This window comes from Acidipropionibacterium jensenii DSM 20535 (assembly GCF_000425285.1).
Lineage (GTDB): Bacteria > Actinomycetota > Actinomycetes > Propionibacteriales > Propionibacteriaceae > Acidipropionibacterium > Acidipropionibacterium jensenii.
In genome coordinates this window covers 97457-120349 of the sequence record NZ_AUDD01000008.1, presented here as the reverse complement: position 1 = coordinate 120349, position 22893 = coordinate 97457, and the positions used below count along the sequence as shown (strand labels likewise).

The following is a 22893-nucleotide window of genomic DNA, read 5'->3' as shown; positions in this document are numbered from 1 at the left end:
TGCGCCGACGCATCGTGACATCCCTCCGCTCATGCAAATGAGATCAGGTTCGGCGGGTGTTATCTCAGCCCCACGATGGGAGGCACCCCGTGTCTTTCAGCCTGTGAGTATACCGAGCGGGCCTGGCCGGCCGCGCTCAGCCCCGCGGAATCAGCCCTGCGGAATGAGGATCCGATAGAAGAAGTAGAACAGCGCGGCCAGTCCGGCCAGCACCAGGACGAAGACGATCGGTGCGATGATCCGCTGAACCTTCTTGGCGCGGGTGGAGGGAACCCCCCTGGGCCCCCATTCGCCGATCTTCGGCTGGACGCGCACCGGTGCGCGTCCGTTGAGGTTCAGGTCGGTGAAGATGCCCACCCGGCCATGGTAGCCATCGTGGTCCGCCCGGTCAGTCGCGCAGCGCCTCCTCGGCCAGCTGTGCGGCGCGGGCGAGTTGCTCGCACTGGCGCGCGGCGGACGGTTGGGACCAGGACGCCAGTCCGCAGGCCGGGGTGAGGATGCACCCGCTCAGGACCAGACGTCGGTCCACCCCGATGCGTCGGCTCACCTCGACCAGCCGGTCGAGGATCTGGTCGGCCGAGATCACCCGGTCCGGTGCACTGGTCGGGACCAGGCCGAGACCCAGCCTCCGGTACTCCCCCGGCTCAGCGCTGCCGGTCCGGGGGACCGACTCCAGCCATTCGGCGCAGTGGTCGAGATCCTGGTGGCCCAGTGCGTCGCGATCGACCAGCAGGTCGTCGATGTCGATCCGTTCCAGCAGGTCCCAGGGCAGTCCGGGAGCGCAGCAGTGCAGGGCCGCCCGGGCGGCTCCGGCCGTCCGGAGGGCGTTGACGACCGGGCCGATGAGACCGGTGGCGGTGTGCGGGGCCATCGCGGGATAGCGATGGAGTCCCGACTGGGTGGCGACGCGTCCGGCGAGCACGGCCGGTGCGGCCGGCTCGTCGAGCTGCCAGACCCAGTCCACGGCGGGCATCCTGCGGCTCAGTTCGGCCTGCTGTGCGGCCAGGCCGTCGGCCAACGACTGGCCGACGTCGCGCAGCGCGCCGGGGTCGTCGAGGACCGCCTCGCCGTGGCGCAGGTGCACCCCGGCGGCCAGCGTGAGGGGCCCGCAGATGCCGATCTTGACGGTGGCGGACTCCCCGGCCAGGGTCTCCTCCAGATCGTCGAGATCCCTGCGCCAGCCGGCACGCGCCGACCGGGCGGCCCGGTCGTCGGCGTCGGCCAGCCGCCAGCCGGCCGGGCCCAGGTCGGTCGGGATGGACTCCAGCTGGGCTGTCCCGCGCCCGAGGATCCCTGCCCCGGGACCCCGATCGGGCAGTTCGGGCAGCGGGATCAGATCGGGGAAGTACTCGGCCATCGAGGCGAGCGCCCCGCGGAAGTCCCGACCGGGCAGGGAGCCCAGCGCGGTGGCCCTCACCGGGTGGCCCCGACGATGTCGGTGCCGGCCCGGTCCGTGCCGCAGATGGTCGCCGATCCGACCACCAGGTCGCCGTCGTAGAGCACCGCCGCCTGGCCGGGCGCCACTCCCTTCAGTGGCGTCCGCAGGGTCATCCGCACTCCGCCGTCGACCCGCTGGACGCGGGCCTCCACGGGGGTGCCGTGGGCGCGGACCTGGACCTGCCCGACCCAGGAGTCGGTTCCGGGGGTGTCGGAGCACCAGACCGGCCGGATGGCCTCCAGTCGATGCACCTCCAGGTCCTCGGAGGGGCCGACCACCACGGTGTTGGAGACCGGTTCGATGTCCAGCACATAGCGTGGCCGGCCGTCGGAGGCAGGGGTTCCCAGGTGCAGGCCGCGTCGCTGACCGATGGTGAAGTGGTGGTAGCCGTCATGGTGGCCGACCACATCCCCGGTCTCGTCGCGGAACTCACCGGTGTGCTCGCCCAGCTGGTCCGAGAGCCATCCGGCGGTGTCCCCGTCGGGGATGAAGCAGATGTCGTAGGAGTCCGGCTTGTCGGCGACCGTCAACCCCAGTCGGGCGGCCTCGGCGCGCACCTCGGTCTTGTAGGAGTCGCCCAACGGGAACAGGCAGTGGGACAGCTGCTCCTGGTTGAGCACCCCCAGCACATAGGACTGGTCCTTGCCGGGGTCGACCGCACGGCGCATCCTGGTGATCCCCTCGCGGGTCTCCAGCCGGGCGTAGTGGCCGGTCGCCACCGCGTCGAAGCCGAGATCCAGGCCCCGCTCCAGGACGGCGGCGAACTTGATCCGCTCGTTGCAGCGCAGGCACGGGTTGGGGGTGCGACCCGCCCGGTACTCGTCGATGAAGGGGTGGATCACCTCCTCGGCGAACCGCTCCGAGAAGTCCCACACGTAGAAGGGGATGCCGATCCGGTCGGCGGCCCGCCGGGCGTCGAAGGAGTCCTCGAGGGAGCAGCAGCCCCGCGACCCCTCGCGGTAGGCCAGTGGGGTGCGCGACAGGGCGAGATGGACGCCGGTGACGTCGTGACCGGCGGCGACCAGCCGGGCGGCGGCCACCGCGGAGTCGACTCCTCCCGACATTGCGGCCAGAACTCTCATGTCGGTCCCCTTTCAACGGCGGCCCATGCTACCCGCGCCCCGCCGCAGCGCGCCTGCACTCAACGCACCGCACGCGCCTGCGTGACGACCTCGGGAAGCAGGGCGGCCAGCCTGTCGATCTCGGCCACCGTGGTCTCCGGCCCGAAGGAGAACCGCAGGCAGGAGGAGGCCTGCTGGCGGGAGCGCCCCATCGCCAGCATCACCTCGCTCGGAGCGGCCACCCCGGCATGGCAGGCCGACCCGGTGGAGCAGTCGATCCCCCGGGCATCCAGCAGCAGCTGCAGATTCTCCCCCCGGGCCCCGGCCACGCTGAGATGGCAGACCGCCGCACTCACCCGGTCCCCGCCGTCGACCCGGACCCCCTCGATCGCACCAGCCGCCTCCACCAGCCGGGACCGCAGCCTGCCCCACAGCTCGGTGCGCCGGCCCATCTCGGCGACGGCCTCGTCAAGAGCCGCCGCGAAACCCCTGGCCAGAGCGACCATCTGAGTGCCGGACCGCAGCCCGGCCTCCTGACGACCACCGGCGGCGACCGGTGCCACCGTGACCCCGCGACGGACCCACAGGGCCCCGATCCCGACCGGTCCCCCGAGTTTGTGGGCCGAGAAGGAGGCCAGGTCGACATCCCACTCGGCGAGCTCGACCGGCAGATGCCCCAGGGCCTGGACGGCATCGGTGTGGAACAGGGCGCCGGCCCGGTGGGCCTGCCGGGCGCACTCGGCGACCGGCTCCAGGGTGCCGGTCTCGTTGTTGGCCGTCATCACACTCACCAGTCCAGGTGCGTCCAGAGCCGCGATCGACGACGGATCGACCACGCCGTCGGCGTCGACCGGGAGCACCCGGGCCCGCTCGCCCATCAGCCCGGGGGCGGTCAGACCGGCGATCGCCGCGTGCTCCACCGCCGAGATCCCGACCGTTCCCGCACCGCCGGCCCCCAGCAGTGCCAGGGTGTCGGCCTCCGTCCCCCCGGAGGTGAGGACGATCTCCAGGGGCCGAACTCCCAGCAGGGAGGCGATCTGCTCCCTGGCATCGTCCAGCATGGCTCGAGCGCGACGTCCCGCGGTGTGCACGGCGGCCGGGTTGGCGACCGCTCCGGTGGCGACCACCGCCGCCAGCGCGCCGGGTCTCAACGGGCTGGTCGCGGCATGGTCCAGGTAGCTGCGGGAGGCCGGCGCAGCCGTCCGCCCCCCGTCCCGACACCCCTCGTGGGTCCGGTCCCCGCTGCGTCCCGGCCCGCCGGAGGGTCCCGATGTGCTGGTCATTGCGCTCACCGCGGCAGGGTACCGCCCGACACCTCGGCCGAGGGGCCCGGAACCTTCGTCACCAGCCGCCTAGCGTGCGGCGTACGACATGGCGAATGAATCCGCTTGACGGGGAATATCCCCATCTGAGTGAAACCCTAGTGCGAGCCGGGCTACGATTTCCTGTCGTCTCACCGGCGGCATCCGCGAGCAGGTAGGTCCTCAATTTCATGGTTCAAGCTCTTGCCGAGACATTGCCCGTGCCCTCTCCCACTGATTCCAGTGTGCTGGGGGCCCAGCTGATGAACGGCGGTTGCCGGTTCGGGTTGTGGGCTCCCCGCGCCAGCCAGGTCGAACTGGCCCTGGTGAACACCGACCGCAGTCAGCGCAATGTGCACATGGAGATGGGTTCCGACGGTGTGTGGGTCGTCTTCGTCGACCACATCACCGAGGGACAGCTCTACGGCTTCCGGGTGCACGGCCCCTGGGATCCCGGCGCCGGCATGCGGTTCAACCCGGCCAAACTGCTGATGGATCCCTACGCCCGGGCCATCACCGCCGGGGTCGACTACTCCGGGCCGATCCTGGACCACACCGAGGAGTCCAACTACACCCCCGACACCCGCGACTCCGCCTCGGCGGTTCCGATGTCGGTGGTCGTGAGGTCCACCCCGGCCCCCGAGCCGATCGCCCGTCGACGTCCGATCGAGGAGTGCGTCATCTACGAGACGCACGTCAAGGGCTACACCCGGCTGCACCCGCTGGTGCCCGAGCATCTGCGGGGCAGCTACGCCGGACTGTCCTACCCGGCGGTCATCGAGCACCTCACCAGCATCGGCGTCAACACCATCGAGCTGCTGCCCATTCACCACTTCGTCTCCGAGCCCTTCATCGTCGGCAAGGGTCTGAAGAACTACTGGGGCTACAACTCCCTGGGCTTCTTCGCGCCGCACGCCGCCTACTGCTCGGTCGGCACCACCGGCGAGCAGGTCCGCGAGTTCAAGGAGATGGTGACCCAGTTCCACCGCGCCGGCATCGAGGTTCTCCTCGACGTCGTCTACAACCACACCGGGGAGGGCGGCCACGAGGGCCCGACGCTGTGTTTCCGCGGCATCGACCACAACACCTACTACCGGCTCACCAATGACCACCGCAACGACTACGACGTCACCGGTTGCGGGAACTCGGTCAACACCGCCAATCCGGGCGTCCTGGAGATGATCGCCGACTCACTGCGCTACTGGGTCACCGAGATGGGGGTCGACGGCTTCCGCTACGATCTGGCGACCACCCTGATCCGCGACGCCGACCACGGCGTCGACCAGAACCACCCCTTCAAGAAGCTCATCCGCGAGGACCCGGTGCTCAGCCAGGTCAAGCACATCGCAGAGCCCTGGGACCTCGGCCCCTACGGCTACCAGGTGGGCCGCTGGGGAGACGACTGGAGCTGTTGGAACGACCGGTACCGCAACTACGTGCGCGACTTCTGGCGCGGCGCCACCGAGGGGGTCCACGAGCTGGCCACCCGGCTGTCGGGATCTGACGATCTCTACGGCTTCCCCGGCGCCTCGATCAACTTCGTGGACGCCCATGACGGCTTCACGCTGCGCGACCTGGTCACCTACAACATGAAGCAGAACCAAGCCAACCGCGAGGACAACCACGACGGCTCCAATGACAACCGGTCGTGGAACTGCGGCTGGGAGGGCGAGTCCGAGGACCCTGCCGTCAATGCCCTGAGGCATCGCCAGATCCGCAACTTCCTGGCCACCCTGATGACCTCGGCCGGTGTCCCGATGATCGTCGCCGGCGATGAGCTGGGCCGCACCCAGCAGGGCAACAACAACGCCTACTGCCAGGACTCCCCGATCTCCTGGGTGGACTGGGAGGAGGCGAAGTCGTGGACCGATCTCACCGATCTCATGACCACCCTGTCGCAGCTGCGCGCCGACCACCCCACCCTGCGGCCGACGACCTACCGGCAGCGCGAGGAGGTGCTGGACGCCGACGGCGAACCGACCGGCCGCGTCGAGCTCACCTGGCTCTCGGGCCAGGGCGGCGAGATGGCCGCCGAGGACTGGCACGACGGGGGCCGCACGGTGCTGGGGCGCTACACCTCCGACGAGCACGAGGCGATGCTGGTCTGGTACAACCGCGGCGCCGACCCGATCGACGTCGTGCTGCCCTCGGCGCACTGGTGCGGCTCGTGGACCATGGTGGCCCACACCGCCGAGCCCGACGAGGTGCCCGAGGGTCCGTTGGCCGCGTCCAGCTCGCTGGTCCTGCCGCCGCGCTCAGTGATCATTCTGGAGGGCGATCTGACCGCCGTTCCGGAGCCCGCGACGCAGGCCGATGAGGCCGATCACCTCACCTCGGCCCAGATGGGTCCCGACTGGGCCGCCATCTCCCCGGCCACCGCCGAGTAAGGGCCGGGAGGTCCGGCCCATGGCGGGTCGGCCCTCGCGTCCGGACGCAGGACGCGTCCAGACACAAAAGAGGTCTGGTCGAGTTCGGGTGCTTGTAGTGCCCCGAACTCGACCAGACCTCTTTCCTGATGGTGCGCTGTCAGATGGTGCTCAGACAGCGAGTCACTCCCCCGGAGCGACCGCGGCCAGACCCATCTCCACGTCGCCGGCCAGCAGCGGGTTCTTCGGAACCGCGCGCACCGTCCACCCCCAGGAACCGGGATCCTTGGCCTTGACGGTGGCGGAGAAGTGGGAGATTCCCCGCTCATTGGTGCCGTCCAGGGTCATCGGGACGATCTCCAGGTCGTGCAGCCAGTCATCGGCGTCCACCTGACCCAGGACCACCTGGACCCCGACGTCCTCGGCATTCAGCCCGTCCAGGTCGACCCAGGCGGCGAATGGCACCTCGGCGCCCATCGCGACCCGGTCGCTGAGGCTGGACTCCACCCGGCGCACCTGGACCTTCGGCCAGGCGGCGCGCACCTTGCGCTTCCAGGCGGCCAGATCGGCGGCGGCCTGTCCCTCCACCTGACGCGACGACACGGCGGCCGGGGTGTACAGCTTCTCGACGTAGTCGCTGACCATCCGGGAGGCCAGGATCTTCGGCCCGAGGATCTGGACGGTGTCGCGCATCATCTTCAACCATGCGGTCGGCAGCCCGTGGGAGTCGCGGTTGTAGAACTTCGGGACGATCTCGTTCTCGATGATGTCGTAGAGGGACTCGGCCTCCTGGGCGTCACGGGCGGTGGGATCGCTGATCCCCTCGGCCGAGGGGATCTCCCAGCCGAACCGCGGGTCGTACCACTCGTCCCACCATCCGTCGCGCACCGACAGGTTCGCCGCACCGTTGAGAGCGGCCTTCATGCCGGAGGTGCCACAGGCCTCCAGGGGACGCAGCGGGTTGTTCATCCAGACATCGCAGCCCGGGTAGAGCGGACGGGCCAGGGAGATGTCGTAGTCGGGCAGGAAGACGATCTTGCCGCGGACATCCTCCTGGTCGGCGAACTGGACCATCTGCTGGATGAGGCCCTTGCCGACATTGTCGGCCGGGTGAGCCTTGCCGGCGATGACGATCTGGATGGGGGTGGCCGGGTCGTTGAGCAGCCTCTTGAGTCGCTCGGGATCCGACAGCATCAGGGTGAGGCGCTTGTAGGAGGCGCCGCGACGGGCGAACCCGAAGGTCAGCACATTGGGGTCCAGGGCGTCGTCCACCCAGTCCGAGGAGATTCCCCGGGACCGGCAGCTGGCGTGCAGCCGCTTGCGGGCCATCTCGATCATCGCGGTGCGCATGTGCCGCTTGGCGCTCCACAGGGTCTGATCGCCGACCCGGTTGAGGGCGGTCCAGTCGCAGCCGTCGTGGATCTGCGGTCCGGAGTCGCCGACCACCGGCTGCATCAGGTTGAGCAGTTCCGGGTGGATCCAGGTGAGGTGATGGACGCCGTTGGTGACCGATCCGATCGGCACCTCGGCGGCGGCGAATCCCGGCCACAGGCCGTGGAACATCTCACGGGAGACCTCACCGTGAAGCTCCGAGACGCCGTTGGCGCGCTGCCCGGCGCGGAATCCGAGCACCGCCATGTTGTAGATGCCGGGGTCTCCGCCCTGATAGGTCTCCCGACCCAGGTCGAGCACCCGGTCGATCGGCAGCGGGCCGAAGCCGCTGAACTGGTCGCGGACCCGGTCGATCGGGAACCGGTCGATGCCGGCCGGAACCGGGGTGTGGGTGGTGAAGACGTTGCCGGCGCGGGTGCGCTCCAGAGCGGTGTCGAAGTCGTCACCGGTCTCCATGTACTCGCGGATCCGCTCCAGGCCGAGGAATCCGGCGTGACCCTCGTTGGCGTGGTAGACCTCCGGGACGGCGTGGCCGCTGACCCGGCAGTACTCGCGCAGGGCCCGCATCCCGCCGACTCCCAGCAGCACCTCCTGGACGAGCCGGTGCTCGGCGTCCCCGCCGTACAGCTGGTCGGTGATCTCGCGCATCGGGCCGGGGTTGGCGTCGATGTCGGTGTCGAGCATCAGCAGAGGGACGCGACCGACCTGGACCACCCAGACCTGGGCCTTGACCTCGTTGCCGAAGATCTGGACCGGGATGAGCACCGGGTCGTCTCCGTCGCGCAGCTGGGTCACCGGCATCTCGTTGGCGTCCAGCACCGGGTAGCGCTCCTGCTGCCAGCCCGAGGCGTTGAGGGACTGGCGGAAGTAGCCGTGCCGATAGAACAGTCCGACGCCGATGATCGGGACGCCGTTGTCGGAGGCCGCCTTGAGGTGGTCGCCGGCCAGGATTCCCAGGCCGCCGGAATACTGCGGCAGCACCTTGGTGATGCCGAACTCGGCGGAGAAGTATCCGATCGTGCGCGGTGCCTCGGGGTGTTCCTTGGCCCACTTCTGGAACCACAGATCACCGGTGAGGTACTCGTCGAGGTCGGCGACCGTCAGCTCCAGGCGGCGCAGGAAGCGCTTGTCGTGGGCCAGGATGTCGAGCCGGTCGCTGGGAGTCCGCGCCAGCAGCTTGAACGGGTCGTGGTCGACCTCCTCCCACAATGCCGGATCGATGTCGCCGAAAAGGGCTCGGGTGTCCAGGTTCCAGCTCCACCGCAGATTGGTGGCCAGCCTGCTCAGTGGCTTGAGGGGTTCCGGAAGCACGGGTTGGACGATGAATCGTCGAATAGCACGCACGACGCGCACCCTATACGACCGCGCGCGAATGGTGCGCGATCGCCCACGGGCGGGCTCCCGCCCAGGGGCGCGCGGGAACCCGCCGGGACCGTTCCGATCGACGATCCGTCAGCGCCCACCTGACAGCGTCGGGGCATCCCGGTAGCGTGGACGCCGTCCGGAGGAAAATCAGCGTCGATCCCAGCCAGGAGAGTTCCATGGCCCCCAAGCGTCCCCCTCATCGCAGTGCCCCCCTCCAGCCCGCCGCCGATGAGGCGAGCAAGCCCTCGGGCGGCCTCCCCTCCGGGTCGGCGGCCGATCCGCAGGCCCCCAGCGCCGAGGACATCGCCGCCCTGATGAGGCTGGCCGCCGGAGCCCGGCCCCCACACGATCCCGACGCCATCGACACCCCCGGTGCACTGCCGCTGCGCGGCTTCGGGCGGATCCCGATCCGCAACGTCCAGCCGGTGGTCGAGGACGGCCGGCTGCCCGCCTACGCGGTGGTCGACGAGGAGTTCACCGTCTCGGCGAATGTCTTCCGCGAGGGCCACGACCTGGTCGGCGCCTCGGTGGTGCTCACCAGCCCCCGGGGCAAGCGGGTGGTCACCGACATGACCCAGGTCGAGCCGATCGGTCTGGACATCTGGACCGCCCGGGTGCACGCCTTCTGCGAGGGCGACTGGCTGATGCACGTGGAGGCCTGGTCGCACACCTGGGGCACCTGGCACCACAACGCCGCGGCCAAGCTGCAGGCCGGCATCGACATCGATCTGGTCTGCGCCGAGGGTCGTGAACTCTTCGACCGCGCCGCCGACCGTGCACAGGCCGCCGGACGCTCCGCGGCGGTGGAGATCATCGGGAGGGCGACCGAGGCGCTGGATCCGGGCCGTCCCGCCGATCAGCTGCTGGCCGAGGTCGTCGAGAACCCCGAGCTGGCGCGGGTGATGGTCGTCGACTCCCCCCGCGATCTACGCACCGTCAGTCGGCCCACCCCCCTGCAGGTGGAGCGCCGTCGCGCCCTCTACGGCTCCTGGTACGAGTTCTTCCCACGGTCCCAGGGGGCCCACCGCAATGTCGACGGGTCCTGGGTCTCGGGGACCTTCGAGTCCTCCTACGAGCGGCTGGAGGCCGCCGCCAGGATGGGATTCGACGTCGTCTACCTGCCGCCGATCCACCCGATCGGCACGGCATTCCGCAAGGGGGCCAACAACTCCCTGGAACCGGGACCCTTCGATCCGGGTTCGCCCTGGGCGATCGGATCGGCGCAGGGCGGCCACGACGCCGTCAACCCGGATCTGGGCAGCCTCGAGGACTTCGACCGGTTCGTGGCCCGCGCCGGCGAGCTGGGCCTGGAGGTGGCTCTTGACTTCGCCCTGCAGGCCTCCCCCGACCATCCATGGGTGACCAGCCACCCGGAGTGGTTCACCACCCGGGTCGACGGCACCATCGCCTACGCCGAGAACCCGCCGAAGAAGTACCAGGACATCTACCCGGTCAACTTCGACAACGACCCGGAGGGGATCTACCACGAGGTGGTGCGGCTGCTGGAGTTCTGGATCTCCCACGGGGTGCACATCTTCCGGGTCGACAACCCGCACACCAAGCCGGTCAACTTCTGGGCCTGGTTGATGGAGCAGATGCACCGGCGTCACCCCGAGGTGATCTTCCTGGCCGAGGCCTTCACCCGCCCCGAGATGATGCAGGCGCTGGCGAAGGCGGGATTCCAGCAGGGCTACTCCTACTTCGTGTGGCGCACCGAGAAGTGGGAGCTGGAGCAGTACCTCACCGAGGTCTCCCAGCAGACCAGCCCCTTCTACCGGCCCAACTTCTTCACCAACACCCCCGACATCAACCCGCTCTACCTGCAGGACGGCAACCCGGCCGGGTTCGCCATCCGCGCGGTGCTGGCGGCCACCATGAGCCCCTCCTGGGGGATGTACTCCGGATTCGAGCTGTGCGAGCACGAGGCCCTTCCGGGACGCGAGGAGTACCTCAACTCCGAGAAGTACCAGTACCGGCCGCGGGACTGGGAGGCCCAGCCGAACATCATCGAGCTGATCACCCGGCTCAACTGGATCCGCCGCGATCATCCGGCCCTCCAGCAGCTGCGCGACGTGACCATCCACCCGACCGACAACGACCAGGTGCTGTGCTTCTCCAAGCGGGCCGGCGAGGACGTCGTCATCGTGGTGGTCGGTCTGGACCCGGTCTCCGGGGTGAGCGCCCACGTCGACCTGGATCTGCCGGCCCTGGGCCTGGAGCCGGGCAGCACCTTCGCCCTGCACGACGAACTCACCGGGGTCGACACCGTCTGGGCCGAGAACGACTGGGTCGAGCTGTGGCCCGCCCAGCCGGCCCGGATCCTCAAGCTTCAGCACTGACACCTCCAGCGCTGACGTCCAGCAGCACAGATCCCGACCGCACTCCTGCAAACCCCCGCCCGGATCCCCTTCAGGGCATACGGTGGGACAACCACGATCAGTTCCGAGTCGGCGATGACGCCCGATCAGGACACCGCAAGGGAAGGACCACGCAGATGGCTCACGACACCGCTGGAGGACTGACCGGATGGGACCTCGAGGGATTCCACTCGGGCGGGGACACCGAAGCCTGGAAGCGGCTCGGCTCCCACATCGTCACGGTCGACGATGACGAGCGCGGACCGATCACCGGAACCCGGTTCGCGGTGTGGGCTCCCAACGCCAAGGCGGTCCAGGTGGTCGCCGACTTCAACTGGTGGAACGGCGACGACCTGCACCTCATCCCCGGTTCCGGGGTGTGGGCGACCTTCATCGAGGGGGTCGGCGCCGGGGTCAGGTACAAGTACCGGATCCTCGACCAGTGGGGCACCTGGCACGAGAAGGTCGACCCGATGGCCCGCTACTCCGAGCAGGCCCCCGGCAACGCCTCGATCGTCTGGGAGTCCGACTACACCTGGGAGGACGACGACTGGATCGACCGGCGCACCGCCTCGAAGGCCTACCAGGAGCCGATGAGCATCTACGAGATGCATCTCGGCGGCTGGCGCAAGGGGCTGAGCTACCGCGACCTGGCCGATGACCTCATCTCCTACCTGCAGTGGCAGGGGTACACCCACGTCGAGTTCATGCCCCTGTCGGAGCACCCCTTCGCACCCTCGTGGGGATACCAGGTGACCGGCTACTACTCCCCCACCAGCCGGTACGGGAACCCCGACGACCTGCGCTACCTCATCGACCAGCTCCACCAGGCCGGCATCGGGGTCATCATGGACTGGGTGCCCGGCCACTTCCCCAAGGACGACTGGGCGCTGGGACGGTTCGACGGCACCGCCCTCTACGAGCACGCCGACCCCCGGCAGGGGGAGCACCTGGACTGGGGCACCTACATCTTCAACTACGGGCGCAACGAGGTGAAGTCCTTCCTCATCTCCAACGCCCTCTACTGGGTCTCCGAGTTCCACGTCGACGGCCTGCGGGTCGACGCCGTCGCCTCGATGCTCTACCTGGACTACTCGCGCCCCGAGGGCCAGTGGGTGCCCAACAAGTTCGGCGGCCGGGAGAACCTGGACGCCATCGACTTCCTGCGTTACGTCAACTCCCACCTGTACCGGCGCCACCCCGGAATCCTGATGATCGCCGAGGAGTCGACCAGCTTCGCCGGTGTCACCAAGCCGGTCAACGAGGGAGGGCTCGGCTTCGGGTTCAAGTGGAACATGGGGTGGATGAACGATTCCCTGGGATACCTGGGACTCAACCCCTTCCACCGGCAGTACCACCACAATGAGATGACCTTCGCGATGGTCTACCAGTACTCGGAGAACTTCATCCTGCCGATCAGCCACGACGAGGTGGTGCACGGCAAGGAGGCGATGATCAACAAGATCCAGGGCGACGACTGGCAGCAGTTCGCCACCCTGCGCGCCTTCTACTCCTACATGTGGGCCTTCCCGGGCAAGCAGCTCATCTTCATGGGTCAGGAGTTCGGCCAGCGTCACGAGTTCGACGAGTCGGTGAGCCTGGAGTGGTACGTCGCCGACATGTGGGGCCACGGCGGACTCAAGCGGCTGTTCCGCGATCTCAACCTGATCTACCGGGCCCATCCCGAGCTGTGGCAGCTCGACTACGACCCGGAGGGATTCGCCTGGCTGGACGCCAACGACGCCCAGGAGAACATGTTCTCCTGGCTGCGGCGCGACAAGGACGGCCACGTCATCGCCTGCTTCACCAACTTCTCCCCCAACCCCCAGACCAACCACGAGACCGGGCTTCCGTTCCCAGGGGTCTGGAAGGAGATCCTCAACACCGACATCAAGCGCTACGACGGGACCGGCCAGTACGGCAATCTCGGCCAGATCGTCGCCTCCGAGGAACCCTTCGGGGACTTCCCCGCCAGCGCCACCCTGGTGGTGCCGCCGATGGGCACGGTGTGGCTGAAGTACCAGGACCAGGACGCGCTGTCCGCCGACGACCAGGACGAGTCTCAGTCCGAGGAGGACCGGCCCGCCCAGCAGTGAACACACCGCCTGACCTGGCGATGTTGACGTGCGCAGACATTAAGCTTGCCGGCAATGCCTCGACCGAGGCGTTGTGAAGACCACGTCCAAGGAAGGCCATCGTCATGTCCTCACCAGCAGCTGAGATAGTGAAGGCGGTGGGTGGGCCGGGCAATATCGCCAGCCTCACCCACTGCGCCACCCGCCTGCGGTTCCAGCTCGTCGACGGGTCGGTGGTCAACACCCCGACCGTCGAGCAGATCCCCGGCGTGATGGGGGCGGTCCCCCAGAGCGGGGACCGCTACCAGGTGGTCATCGGGGGTGCCGTCACCACCGTCTTCAACGAGATCATGGACCTGCCGGAGATGACCGGCGGATCGTCGGCGGGATCGGGGGCCAAGACCGATGCGGCGATCAAGGCCGCCGCACGGTCCGGAGGCCCACGCGGGAAGTTCAGCTGGCTCGACAGCTTCTTCGAGTTCCTCTCGGACTCCTTCCGTCCGATCATCGGAGCCCTGCTCGGCGCCTCGCTGTTCATCACCTTCATGTCGCTGATGGCGACCACCGGTGTGATCGGCAACTGGGCCGACCCGCGGGTCCCACTGTCCCCCTCCTGGCAGTTCATCAACCTCACCTGGAAGACGGTCTTCTACTTCCTTCCGCTGATGGTGGCCTACAACGCCTCCAAGAAGGTCGGCGCCGACCCCTGGGTCGGCTTCGCGATCATGGCGATCGTCATGCTGCCGGGGTTCTCGGCCCTCAAGAGTGTCGCGGAGTCGGCAACCATCGCCGGCTCCACCGTCAGCGTGGTCCACGTCTTCGGAGCCCCGCTGACGATCTTCGACTACGGATCCCAGGTCTTCCCGCCGCTCCTGATGGCGGCGGTGCTGGGGCCGCTGTGGAAGGGGCTGAAGAGGATCGTGCCGGAGAACCTCCAGCTGATCTTCGTGCCCTTTCTGGCGATGCTCATCATGCTCCCGCTGACCGCCTTCATCATCGGACCGATCGGCGTCTACGCCGGCGCCTACCTGGCCAAGGGCCTCAGCGCGGTGAACAACCTGTCACCCTTCATCTTCGCCATCGTCATCCCGCTGGTCTATCCCTTCATGGTGCCGCTGGGCCTGCACTGGCCGATCAACGCCATCATGCTGCTCAACATCCAGACCCTCGGGTACGACTTCATCCAGGGCCCGATGGGCGCCTGGAACTTCGCCTGCTTCGGCGCCACCGCCGGTGTCCTGGTGCTGGCGGTCAGGGACAAGGATCCGACGATGCGCCAGACGGCCACCGGAGCCCTGGTCGCCGGCCTGGTCGGCGGCATCTCCGAACCCTCCCTCTACGGCATCCATCTGCGCTACAAGCGGGTCTACCCGTCGATGCTGGTCGGCTGCCTGCTGGGCGGAGTGATCATCGGGATCGGCGGCGGGCTGCACACCAGCGCCTTCGTCTTCACCTCCCTGCTCACCATCCCGGCCTTCAACAAGATCCCGCTGTACTGCATCGCGATCGGTGCGGCCTTCTTCGCCTCGATGGCGATGGTGATCATCCGCGACTACCGGACCGCCGAGCAGAAGGCCGAGGCACTGGCCACCAAGAATGCCGCCGCGGCCGCCGACAGCGCCCCGGCCAGCACGGCTCCGGTGAGTGCCCCAGCCACCGCCGCGGTCGGCAGCACGGCCACCCCGGTGTCCACCGACGTGACGGGACCTGGGAGTGCCCCGGCAGCCTCCGGCGAGGCGGCCGCCTCCTCCGGTGCGGCTTCTGAGGCCGGGTCACGGACCTTCGCGATCACCTCTCCACTGGTGGGGCCGGGCACTGCCGATCACCGAGATCCCCGATCCGGTGTTCTCCACCGGTGTTGTGGGCCAGGGCATCGCGATCGAACCCGAGGGAGACACCGTCTACGCGCCGGCCGACGGCACCGTGGTGACCGCCCCCGACTCCGGCCACGCCTTCGGGCTGAAGCTGGACAACGGCGTCGAACTGCTCATCCATGTCGGCGTCGACACCGTCGAACTGGGCGGCAAGGGATTCGACGTCAAGGTCAGCGCCGGTGACACCGTCACCGCCGGCCAGCCCCTGGTGGTCTTCGACAAGAAGGTCATCGCCGACGCCGGGTACTCCAACATCACCCCGGTGCTGGTGACCAACGGGTTCGCCTTCGCCAAGGTGACGGGGATCCCCGCCGACCATGTCGACACCTCCACCGAGGTGATCTCGGTCACCACCAGCTGAGGGCTGCGGGGTGCTGGGGGCCGACGGTCCCCCGGCACCCCGAGGGCCCCGTCGGGACTGGCGGCACTGTCTGAACTGACAGCACTAACTGGACCGACTGAACGCCGTGATGGCCGCGACCACCGGGTCGCGGCCATCACGGCGTTCCGGTCCTGGACGGCTCAGGTGGCGTGCGGATCGGCCAGGCTCATCGCCGGGGTCGAGGACCGCGGGGAGGGCACCGCCTCCGGGACGGCGTCGGGCACCTCGGCTGTCACCAGGGATCCGTCGGCCCGGCGCAGGCCGGCTACCGGGAAGCTCCCGTTGAGAATGGGACGCAGCGGCCCCTGGTCGGCCAGCGGCACATGGACCGGCTGGTCGCCGAGATGGATCTGCTCACCGCGCACGGTGACGTCCAGCTCGCGGCCCGAGGTGAGGGTGAAGATGATCTCGTCGCGCTGCAGCTCGACCTCCAGCACCTTGCCCGACAGCACCAGGTGGTAGCGGATCGAGGTCCAGTCGGCGGGCAGCCGGGGATCGAAACTCAGCCTGCCCTTGTAGTAGCGCATCCCGCCGAAGCCGTTGACCAGGCACCCCCAGATCCCTCCCGTGGAGGCGACGTGGACGCCATCCGAGGAGTTGCCGTGGGAGTCCGACAGGTCGCAGTACAGGCCCTCGCGGAAGTACTCCATGGCCATCTCCTGGTGGCCCACCTCCGCGGCGATGATCGACTGGACCAGGGAGGACAGGCTGGAGTCACCGGTGGTGATCGGGTCGTAGTACTCGAAGTCGGCGAGCTTGACCGCCTGGGTGAAGTCCTGACCCTGGAGGAACATCGCCAGCACCACGTCGGCCTGCTTGAGCACCTGGAAGCGGTAGATCACCAGCGGGTGGTAGTGGAGCAGCAGGGGCCGCTTGGAGGCGGGGGTGTTGGCCAGGTCCCACAACTCCCGCTCCAGGAACTGGTCGTCCTGGGGATGGATGCCGAAGGTCTCGTCGAAGGGGATCACCATCCCCTCGGCGCACTCCTCCCAGGCCCCGATCTCATCGACGCTGAGATGACGCTCGGCGCACAGGTGCTCGAACCACAGCGGGTCCTCCTCGGCCATCCTGCGCATCAGCGCGGCGGCGTCGAAGAGGTTCGCCCGGGCCATCACGTTGGTGTAGAAGTTGTTGTTCACCACCGTGGTGTACTCATCGGGCCCGGTGACCCCGTGGATGTGGAACTGGCGTCCCCCGTTGACCCGCCAGAATCCCAGATCGGCCCACATCCGGGCGGTCTCGATCATCACCGGGGCGGCGTCGTGGAAGAGGAAGTTCTTGTCCCGGGTGGCCCACGCGTAGGTCATCAGGGCGTGGGCGATGTCGGCGTTGATGTGGTACTGGGCGGTGCCGGCGGCGTAGTAGGCCGAGGCCTCCTCGCCGGTGATCGTCCGCCACGGGAACAGCGCCCCCTGCTCCGACAGCTCGGCGGCCCGCGACTGGGCCTGGGCCAGCGTGTTGACCCTGAACCGCAGCGCATTCTCGGCGAGCCGGGGATGGGTGAAGGTGAGCATCGGGATGACGTAGACCTCGGTGTCCCAGAAGTAGTGGCCCTCGTACCCCGAGCCCGTCACCCCCTTGGCGGGGATGCCGCGCTGATCGGCCCGGGCGGCGGCCTGGGCGATCTGGAAGAGGTTCCAGCGGACGGCCTGCTGGACGCCGGTCGGCGCCCCCTTGATCCGCACGTCGGCGGTGTCCCAGTAGTCCTTCAACCACTCCCGCTGGGAGTCGTAGTAGCACTCGGTGCCCCGGTCCCGGACCCGGTCCAGGGTGCGTCGCACCCGGTCGAAGAGTTCGGTGACCGGCACCCCGCGGGAGGTGTGGTAGGCGACCGACTTCTGGATCCGGATCGGCTGACCCTGCTTCGCCTCGATCTGGTAGACCTTCTTGCCCATCTCGGAGGTGGTGTCGATGATCTCGTCGTAGGCGTTCTCGGTGTCGATGAAGTGGTCGGCGCCGACCGCCAGGGTCATCCGGGAGCGGGCGGTGCGGAAGCCGAGGATCATCCTGCGGTCGGAGTGCCAGTGCAGCTGGGGCTCCAGGACCCGGTCGCCGAGCCGCTGGGCCTTCCTCGGATCGTTGTCCAGGCCCTCCCCCAGGGAGGCGCCGGGGACGTGGTACTCGTCCTGGCCGTCCTGACGGTTGAGGATCTGGGAGCTGATCACCACCGGGGCGTCGCCCTCGAGCATGGTGACCTCGATGCTCATCAGGGCGAGGTGCCGCTGGGTGAAGGAGACCATCCGGGAGGTCGCCACCCGGACCAGCTTGCCGGCGGGTGTCCGCCATACCAGTTCACGGCGCAGCACCCCCTCGCGGAAGTCCAGCCAGCGCTTGTAGGACTGCAGCTCATTGGCCGACAGCAGCAGGGGCTCGTCGTCGACGTAGAGCTTCATGAGCTTGGAGTCGGGCACGTTGACGATGGTCTGGCCGGTGCGGGCGAAGCCGTAGGCGTTCTCCGCGTGGTGGATGTCCCAGACCTCATGGAATCCGTTGATGAAAGTGCCGTGCGTGTGGGTGTCACGTCCCTCGGACGGGTTGCCGCGCATGCCCAGGTATCCGTTGCCGACCGAGAAGAGGGTCTCGGTCTTGCCGAGGTCCTCGGTGCTGGGCTGGGTCTCCACCAGGGCCCACTGGTCGTCGGGGAAGCGGAAACGGTCGATCGGGTCGTCGTGGAACCTCAGTCGTCTCGGATCTGCCAGATGCTGTGCGCCGTCGGGATTCACTTGATGACCTCCTTCAGATCGTCCACCACGATGTCGGCCCCCGAGGCGAGCAGCCGGTCCCGGCCGACCCCCCGGTCGACCCCGACCACCAGACCGAAGTGCCCGGCAGCACCGGCCGCCACCCCCGAGACGGCGTCCTCGAAGACCACGCAGCGCGACGGTTCCAGACCCAGCAGTTGCGCCCCGCGCAGATAGGTGTCGGGGGCGGGCTTGCCCGCCAGACCCTCGGCGGCGGCCACCACACCGTCGACGACGACATCGAACCGGCTGCGCAGGCCCGAGGCCCTCAGCACCGCCTCGGCGTTGAGGGAGGAGGAGACCACCCCCATCTCGATGCGCTGGGCCGCCAACCAGTCGACCAGTCGCTGGGAGCCCTGGTAGGGGCCGATGCCGTCGCGGGACAGGATCTCGACGAAGGCGTCGTTCTTCCGGTTGCCCAGCCCGCAGATGGTCTGGGCCTGGGGCGGGTCGTCGGGGCTGCCCTCGTCGATCGCGATGCCGCGGTCGGCGAGCACCGCACGAACCCCGTCGTAGCGGGGTTTGCCGTCGACGAACTGGAAGTAGTCCTCATCGGTGTAGGCCCTGGCGCCGGGGTGTTCGGCCAGGAAGGAGTTGAACATCTCACTCCAGGCCTTCCGGTGGATCACAGCGGTCGGGGTGAGGACGCCGTCCAGATCAAAGAGGGCACCCGAGTAATCGGTCCAGTCCATGGGGCCATGCTATGGGCGTGACCAGGTCGTCTGCGACTGCAGAGTCACGCCCACAGCAGAGCGACCCGGCGCTCAGAACAGTGCTGCGGCCAGCGAACGGCGGGCCTGGGCCACCGCGGGATCCTCCCCGACCATCGAGAAGAGCTCCAGGAGACGGACCCTTGCCCGGTCCCGGTCCTCGTCGCGAGTGGTCCTGATCACCGCGAGGATCCGGTTGAAGGCCTTGCCGGGATCCCCGCCCATCAACTCGGCATCGGCGGCGGCCAGCTGGGCGTCCAGATCGCCGGGCGCGGCATCGGCGGCGGCCACCAGGGCCGCCGGGTCCTTGCCGTCCAGACGCTGCAGGGTGGCGGCTCCGACCTTTCCTGCGGTGAGCACCGGGTCATTGGGGGTCTTGGCGAGCAACTCGTCGTAGGCCGCCACCGCATCAGCGTAGCGGCCCTGCTGCACCAGCGCCTCGGCGGCCGCGGTGCGGGGGTCGGGTGCCGCCGCGTCGTCGGGTGCGGAGGCGGGTGCCTGGGAGACCGGTGCGGCACTGCCGGCGATGCCGTTGGCCACCGCCACCTTCGTCACCTGGTCGGTGAGCTGGGTGATCTGGTCGGCCGACAGGGTTCCCTGAATCGGCTGGGCGATCGGCTGACCGGCCACCACCGGCAGGATCGTGGGCAGGGCCTGGACGTTGAGGGCCTGGGCGAGCTGGGGAGCGGCGTCGACGTCGATGCGCACCAGGATCCAGCGTCCGGCGGCCTCGTTGGTGATCCGGTCCAGATCGGCGTCCATCGCCTGGGTGTTGGCCTTGACGGAGGTGAACTCCAGCAGAACCGGGTGCTGCATGGACTTCTGGATGTAGTCGTTGAAGCCCTGCTCGTCGCTGACCGTCGCGACCCAGCTGGCGCCTCCCGGACCTGAAGGTGCTGCGGTGGTGCTGGTGTGGGCCCTGGCTGCCAGGTCTGACAGGTCCACGGCTCCGGGACGATTGAACGACTGTGCTGACATGTCCCTCATTCAAGCAGAACCCTCAAGGACTCGGGACAGGGCCCGTCCGACCTCGAGCCGTCCTGCAGTCGCCCCCACGCACAGGGGCGTCCTGGTGGCAGGATGTGGGCCATGGCTCATCCACGCGCTGGGCAGCCGGCCCAGGAACAAGATCTCATCGACGTCGACGCGGTCGTCTCGGCCTACTACGACATCAAGCCCGATCCCGACAATCCCGATCAGCAGGTGGTCTTCGGCACCTCCGGTCACCGCGGTTCCTCCCTCGACGGCGCCTTCAACGACGCCCACATCGCCGCGACCAGCCAGGCGATCGTCGAGTACCGCGCCTCCCAGGGGATCACCGGACCGCTGTTCATCGGCAAGGACACCCACGCGCTGTCCGGACCGGCCTGGCGCACCGCCATCGAGGTGCTGCGCGCCAACGACGTCACGGTGATGGCCGAGCACGAGGACGAGTGGACGCCGACGCCGGCGGTGAGCCGGGCGATCATCGTCTACAACCGCGACCATGAGGGTCCCCGGGCCGACGGCATCGTCGTCACCCCCTCGCACAACCCGCCCCGCGACGGCGGCTTCAAGTACAACCCGCCGCACGGCGGCCCGGCCGACACCGACGCGACGAGCTGGATCGCCTCGCGGGCCAACCAGCTGCTGGCCGACCCCTCGGGGATCCACCGCAGGCCCTACGACCAGGTCGAGGGCGATGTCATCCGCCACGACTACCGGACGGCCTACTGCGAGGACCTGCGCAACGCCATCGACATCGATGCGATCGCCCGCGCCGGGGTCCACATCGGCGCCGATCCGCTGGGCGGCGCCTCGGTGCAGTACTGGCAGTACATCTCCGAGCACCTGGGACTGGACCTGAGCGTCGTCAACCCGACGGTCGACCCGACCTGGCGGTTCATGACCCTGGACACCGACGGCAAGATCCGGATGGACTGCTCCTCCCCCAACGCGATGGCCTCGCTCATCGCGCACAAGGACGACTACGACATCGCCACCGGCAACGACGCCGACTCGGACCGGCACGGGATCGTCACCCCCGACGCGGGCCTGATGAACCCCAACGCCTACCTGGCGGTGGCCATCCAGTACCTGTACGCGCACCGTCCGGGCTGGTCCCCCGACGCCGGGGTCGGCAAGACCCTGGTGTCCTCCTCCCTCATCGACCGGGTCGTCGGCGAGCTCGGCCGGACTCTGGTCGAGGTGCCGGTCGGGTTCAAGTGGTTCGTGCCCGGCCTGATGACCGGTGAGATCGGGTTCGGCGGAGAGGAGTCGGCCGGGGCGTCCTTCCTGGACCTGGCCGGCCACACCTGGACCACCGACAAGGACGGCCTGCTGCTGGCGCTGCTCGCCAGCGAGATCAAGGCGGTCACCGGGCGCTCCCCCTCCGAGCACTACGCCGACATCGAGGACCGGTTCGGCAAGTCCTACTACGCCCGGATCGACTCGGACGCCACCCGAGAGCAGAAGGCCCGCCTCAAGGCTCTGTCGCCCTCCGACGTGTCGGCCGACACGGTGGCCGGGGAGAAGGTCGAGAAGGTCCTCACCGAGGCTCCCGGCAACGGCGCCCCGATCGGCGGCATCAAGGTGATCACCGAGCACGCCTGGTTCGCGGCCCGGCCCTCGGGCACCGAGAGCAAGTACAAGATCTACGCCGAGTCGCTGCTCAGCGCCGACCATCTGGCCCAGGTGCAGGCCCAGGCCAAGGAGGTCGTCGACGAGGCGTTGAGGTGATCCGGCCCTGCTGAGGACCGACTCCTCGGCCCGGGCTGCGCGGCGGCCTCCCCGACGGGAGGCCGCCGCGGTGCACTACCACGACCCTTGCCCCCTGACCGGAATGGAGTCCCGCAGCGTGAACCGCCCCGCCGACCATCACCGTCCTCAGTTCCACATCTGCCCTCCCCGCGGCTATCTCAACGACCCCAACGGTCCGATCCACGACGGCCGGACGACCCACCTGTACTTCCAGTCGCGTCCACGGGTGGACCTGGATATCCCCGTCGAGTGGGGACATGCCACCAGCCCCGATCTGGTGCACTGGACTCTTCACCGGCCGGCGATCGCCCCGCTGCCCGGGGGCCCCGACACCGACGGCGTCTGGTCTGGGAACACGGTGTGCGCAGGGCCGGCGATTCGCGCCTACTACTCCGGGGCGGTGGCCGGCGATCCCCTCCAGACGGTGCTCCTGGCCCAGTCCGACGACGGTGGTGCCAGCTTCGGCGCGCCGGTTCGAGTGGTTGAGGATCCGGCACCCGAGGAGTCGGTGACGATGTTCCGCGACCCATTCGTGTGGCGGGATGAGGACGGCTGGTCCATGGCGGTCGGCTCGGCGAGGACCGGGAGGACCGGTCAGGTCGCTGCGATCCGCCACTACCGGTCGGCCGACGGTCTGGAGTGGCGCCACGTCGACGACCTTGCATCCCTTCCGCGGACTGTCGTGGCCGGGGAGGACACCGGCGAGGGGTGGGAGTGCCCGCAGATCCTGCCGGTCGACGGGTCCGAGGTGGCGCTGGTCTGCTCCTGGTCGCAGGCCGGCGGGCCGGGCCAGGTGCTCGCTCTGTCCCTCGGCGGGCCTGTGCACCCGCTCAGGGTCGACGACGGGCCGAACTTCTACGCCGCATCGGTGATGAGGGACAGTCCCTGGGGGCCGGTCCTGTTCGGCTGGATCACCGAGGGTCGGGCCACCGGGTGGATCAGGCAGGCCGGCTGGTCCGGGGCGATCTCGCTGCCCCGACGGACCTGGCTCGACCACGGCAGGCTGTGCTGCGAGCCGCACCCGACACTCGACTCCCTGCGCCTCGGTGCACCCGTCGCGGCGCAGGGGGCCACCGTCGGGGCGCAGTGAGA

At 68.8% G+C, this 22893-nt stretch carries 13 protein-coding genes, 1 pseudogene and 1 riboswitch; of the genes and pseudogenes, 6 read left to right on the top strand and 8 right to left on the bottom strand.

Annotation, left to right across the window (positions count from 1 at the left end):
- Nucleotides 1-3: 3 nt before the first annotated feature.
- Nucleotides 4-100: riboswitch (TPP riboswitch) on the bottom strand.
- 50 nt (nt 101-150) lie between these two features.
- From H590_RS0107140 to H590_RS0107125, 4 genes are read right to left on the bottom strand one after another with little or no spacing between them, the layout of a single operon-like run.
- Nucleotides 151-357, bottom strand: a complete 207-nt coding sequence (locus H590_RS0107140) for a hypothetical protein (RefSeq protein ID WP_028703018.1) — start codon at nt 355-357, stop codon at nt 151-153.
- Between the two features lie 31 nt (nt 358-388).
- Nucleotides 389-1357 (bottom strand): uroporphyrinogen decarboxylase/cobalamine-independent methonine synthase family protein, encoded by a 969-nt coding sequence (locus tag H590_RS0107135; protein ID WP_414973641.1) that lies wholly within the window; start codon nt 1355-1357, stop codon nt 389-391.
- Between the two features lie 56 nt (nt 1358-1413).
- Nucleotides 1414-2520: a tRNA 2-thiouridine(34) synthase MnmA gene (gene mnmA / locus H590_RS0107130; RefSeq protein WP_084149342.1), complete on the bottom strand. Its 1107-nt coding sequence runs from the start codon at nt 2518-2520 to the stop codon at nt 1414-1416.
- A 59-nt stretch (nt 2521-2579) separates the two neighbouring features.
- Entirely contained in the window at nt 2580-3782 is a 1203-nt protein-coding gene (locus tag H590_RS0107125) for a cysteine desulfurase family protein (RefSeq protein WP_084149341.1), read from the bottom strand.
- Between the two features lie 209 nt (nt 3783-3991).
- Between H590_RS0107125 and glgX the strand changes: the two genes are divergently transcribed.
- Complete coding sequence (gene glgX, locus H590_RS15455; protein WP_051238271.1) at nt 3992-6187, top strand: glycogen debranching protein GlgX; 2196 nt, start codon at nt 3992-3994, stop codon at nt 6185-6187.
- Between the two features lie 162 nt (nt 6188-6349).
- Here the strand turns inward: glgX and glgP are convergent, their stop codons facing one another.
- Nucleotides 6350-8869 carry an alpha-glucan family phosphorylase gene (gene glgP / locus H590_RS0107115; protein WP_425393485.1) on the bottom strand — a complete coding sequence of 840 codons (2520 nt, stop codon included), beginning with the start codon at nt 8867-8869 and terminating at the stop codon, nt 6350-6352.
- Nucleotides 8870-9237: 368 nt separating this feature from the next.
- Between glgP and H590_RS15450 the strand changes: the two genes are divergently transcribed.
- The 3 genes and pseudogenes from H590_RS15450 to H590_RS15445 all read left to right on the top strand — a co-directional run bounded on the left by H590_RS15450 (nt 9238) and on the right by H590_RS15445 (nt 15590).
- Nucleotides 9238-11262: an alpha-1,4-glucan--maltose-1-phosphate maltosyltransferase gene (locus H590_RS15450; protein WP_232021069.1), complete on the top strand. Its 2025-nt coding sequence runs from the start codon at nt 9238-9240 to the stop codon at nt 11260-11262.
- Between the two features lie 155 nt (nt 11263-11417).
- Entirely contained in the window at nt 11418-13376 is a 1959-nt protein-coding gene (gene glgB / locus H590_RS0107105) for a 1,4-alpha-glucan branching protein GlgB (RefSeq protein ID WP_028703013.1), read from the top strand.
- Between the two features lie 104 nt (nt 13377-13480).
- Nucleotides 13481-15590: pseudogene (locus H590_RS15445) on the top strand (glucose PTS transporter subunit IIA).
- Between the two features lie 161 nt (nt 15591-15751).
- Here H590_RS15445 and H590_RS0107095 read toward each other — a convergent pair.
- From H590_RS0107095 to H590_RS0107085, 3 genes are all read right to left on the bottom strand, one after another.
- Nucleotides 15752-18292, bottom strand: coding sequence for a glycoside hydrolase family 65 protein (locus tag H590_RS0107095; protein WP_028703012.1), 2541 nt, complete (start codon nt 18290-18292; stop codon nt 15752-15754).
- 38 nt (nt 18293-18330) lie between these two features.
- On the bottom strand, nt 18331-19044 hold the full coding sequence (locus tag H590_RS0107090) for an HAD family hydrolase (RefSeq protein ID WP_028703011.1): 714 nt from the start codon (nt 19042-19044) through the stop codon (nt 18331-18333).
- A 72-nt stretch (nt 19045-19116) separates the two neighbouring features.
- The gene (locus H590_RS0107085; RefSeq protein ID WP_028703010.1) at nt 19117-20049 is read right to left on the bottom strand and encodes a tetratricopeptide repeat protein; all 933 of its coding nucleotides are present in this window, start codon (nt 20047-20049) and stop codon (nt 19117-19119) included.
- 102 nt (nt 20050-20151) lie between these two features.
- On the opposite strand from H590_RS0107085, the gene pgm reads away from it, so the two are divergent.
- Both pgm and H590_RS0107075 read left to right on the top strand, forming a co-directional pair.
- Nucleotides 20152-21780, top strand: a complete 1629-nt coding sequence (gene pgm / locus H590_RS0107080) for a phosphoglucomutase (alpha-D-glucose-1,6-bisphosphate-dependent) (protein ID WP_028703009.1) — start codon at nt 20152-20154, stop codon at nt 21778-21780.
- A 118-nt stretch (nt 21781-21898) separates the two neighbouring features.
- Nucleotides 21899-22891, top strand: coding sequence for a glycoside hydrolase family 32 protein (locus H590_RS0107075; protein ID WP_161626008.1), 993 nt, complete (start codon nt 21899-21901; stop codon nt 22889-22891).
- Nucleotides 22892-22893 lie beyond the last annotated feature (2 nt).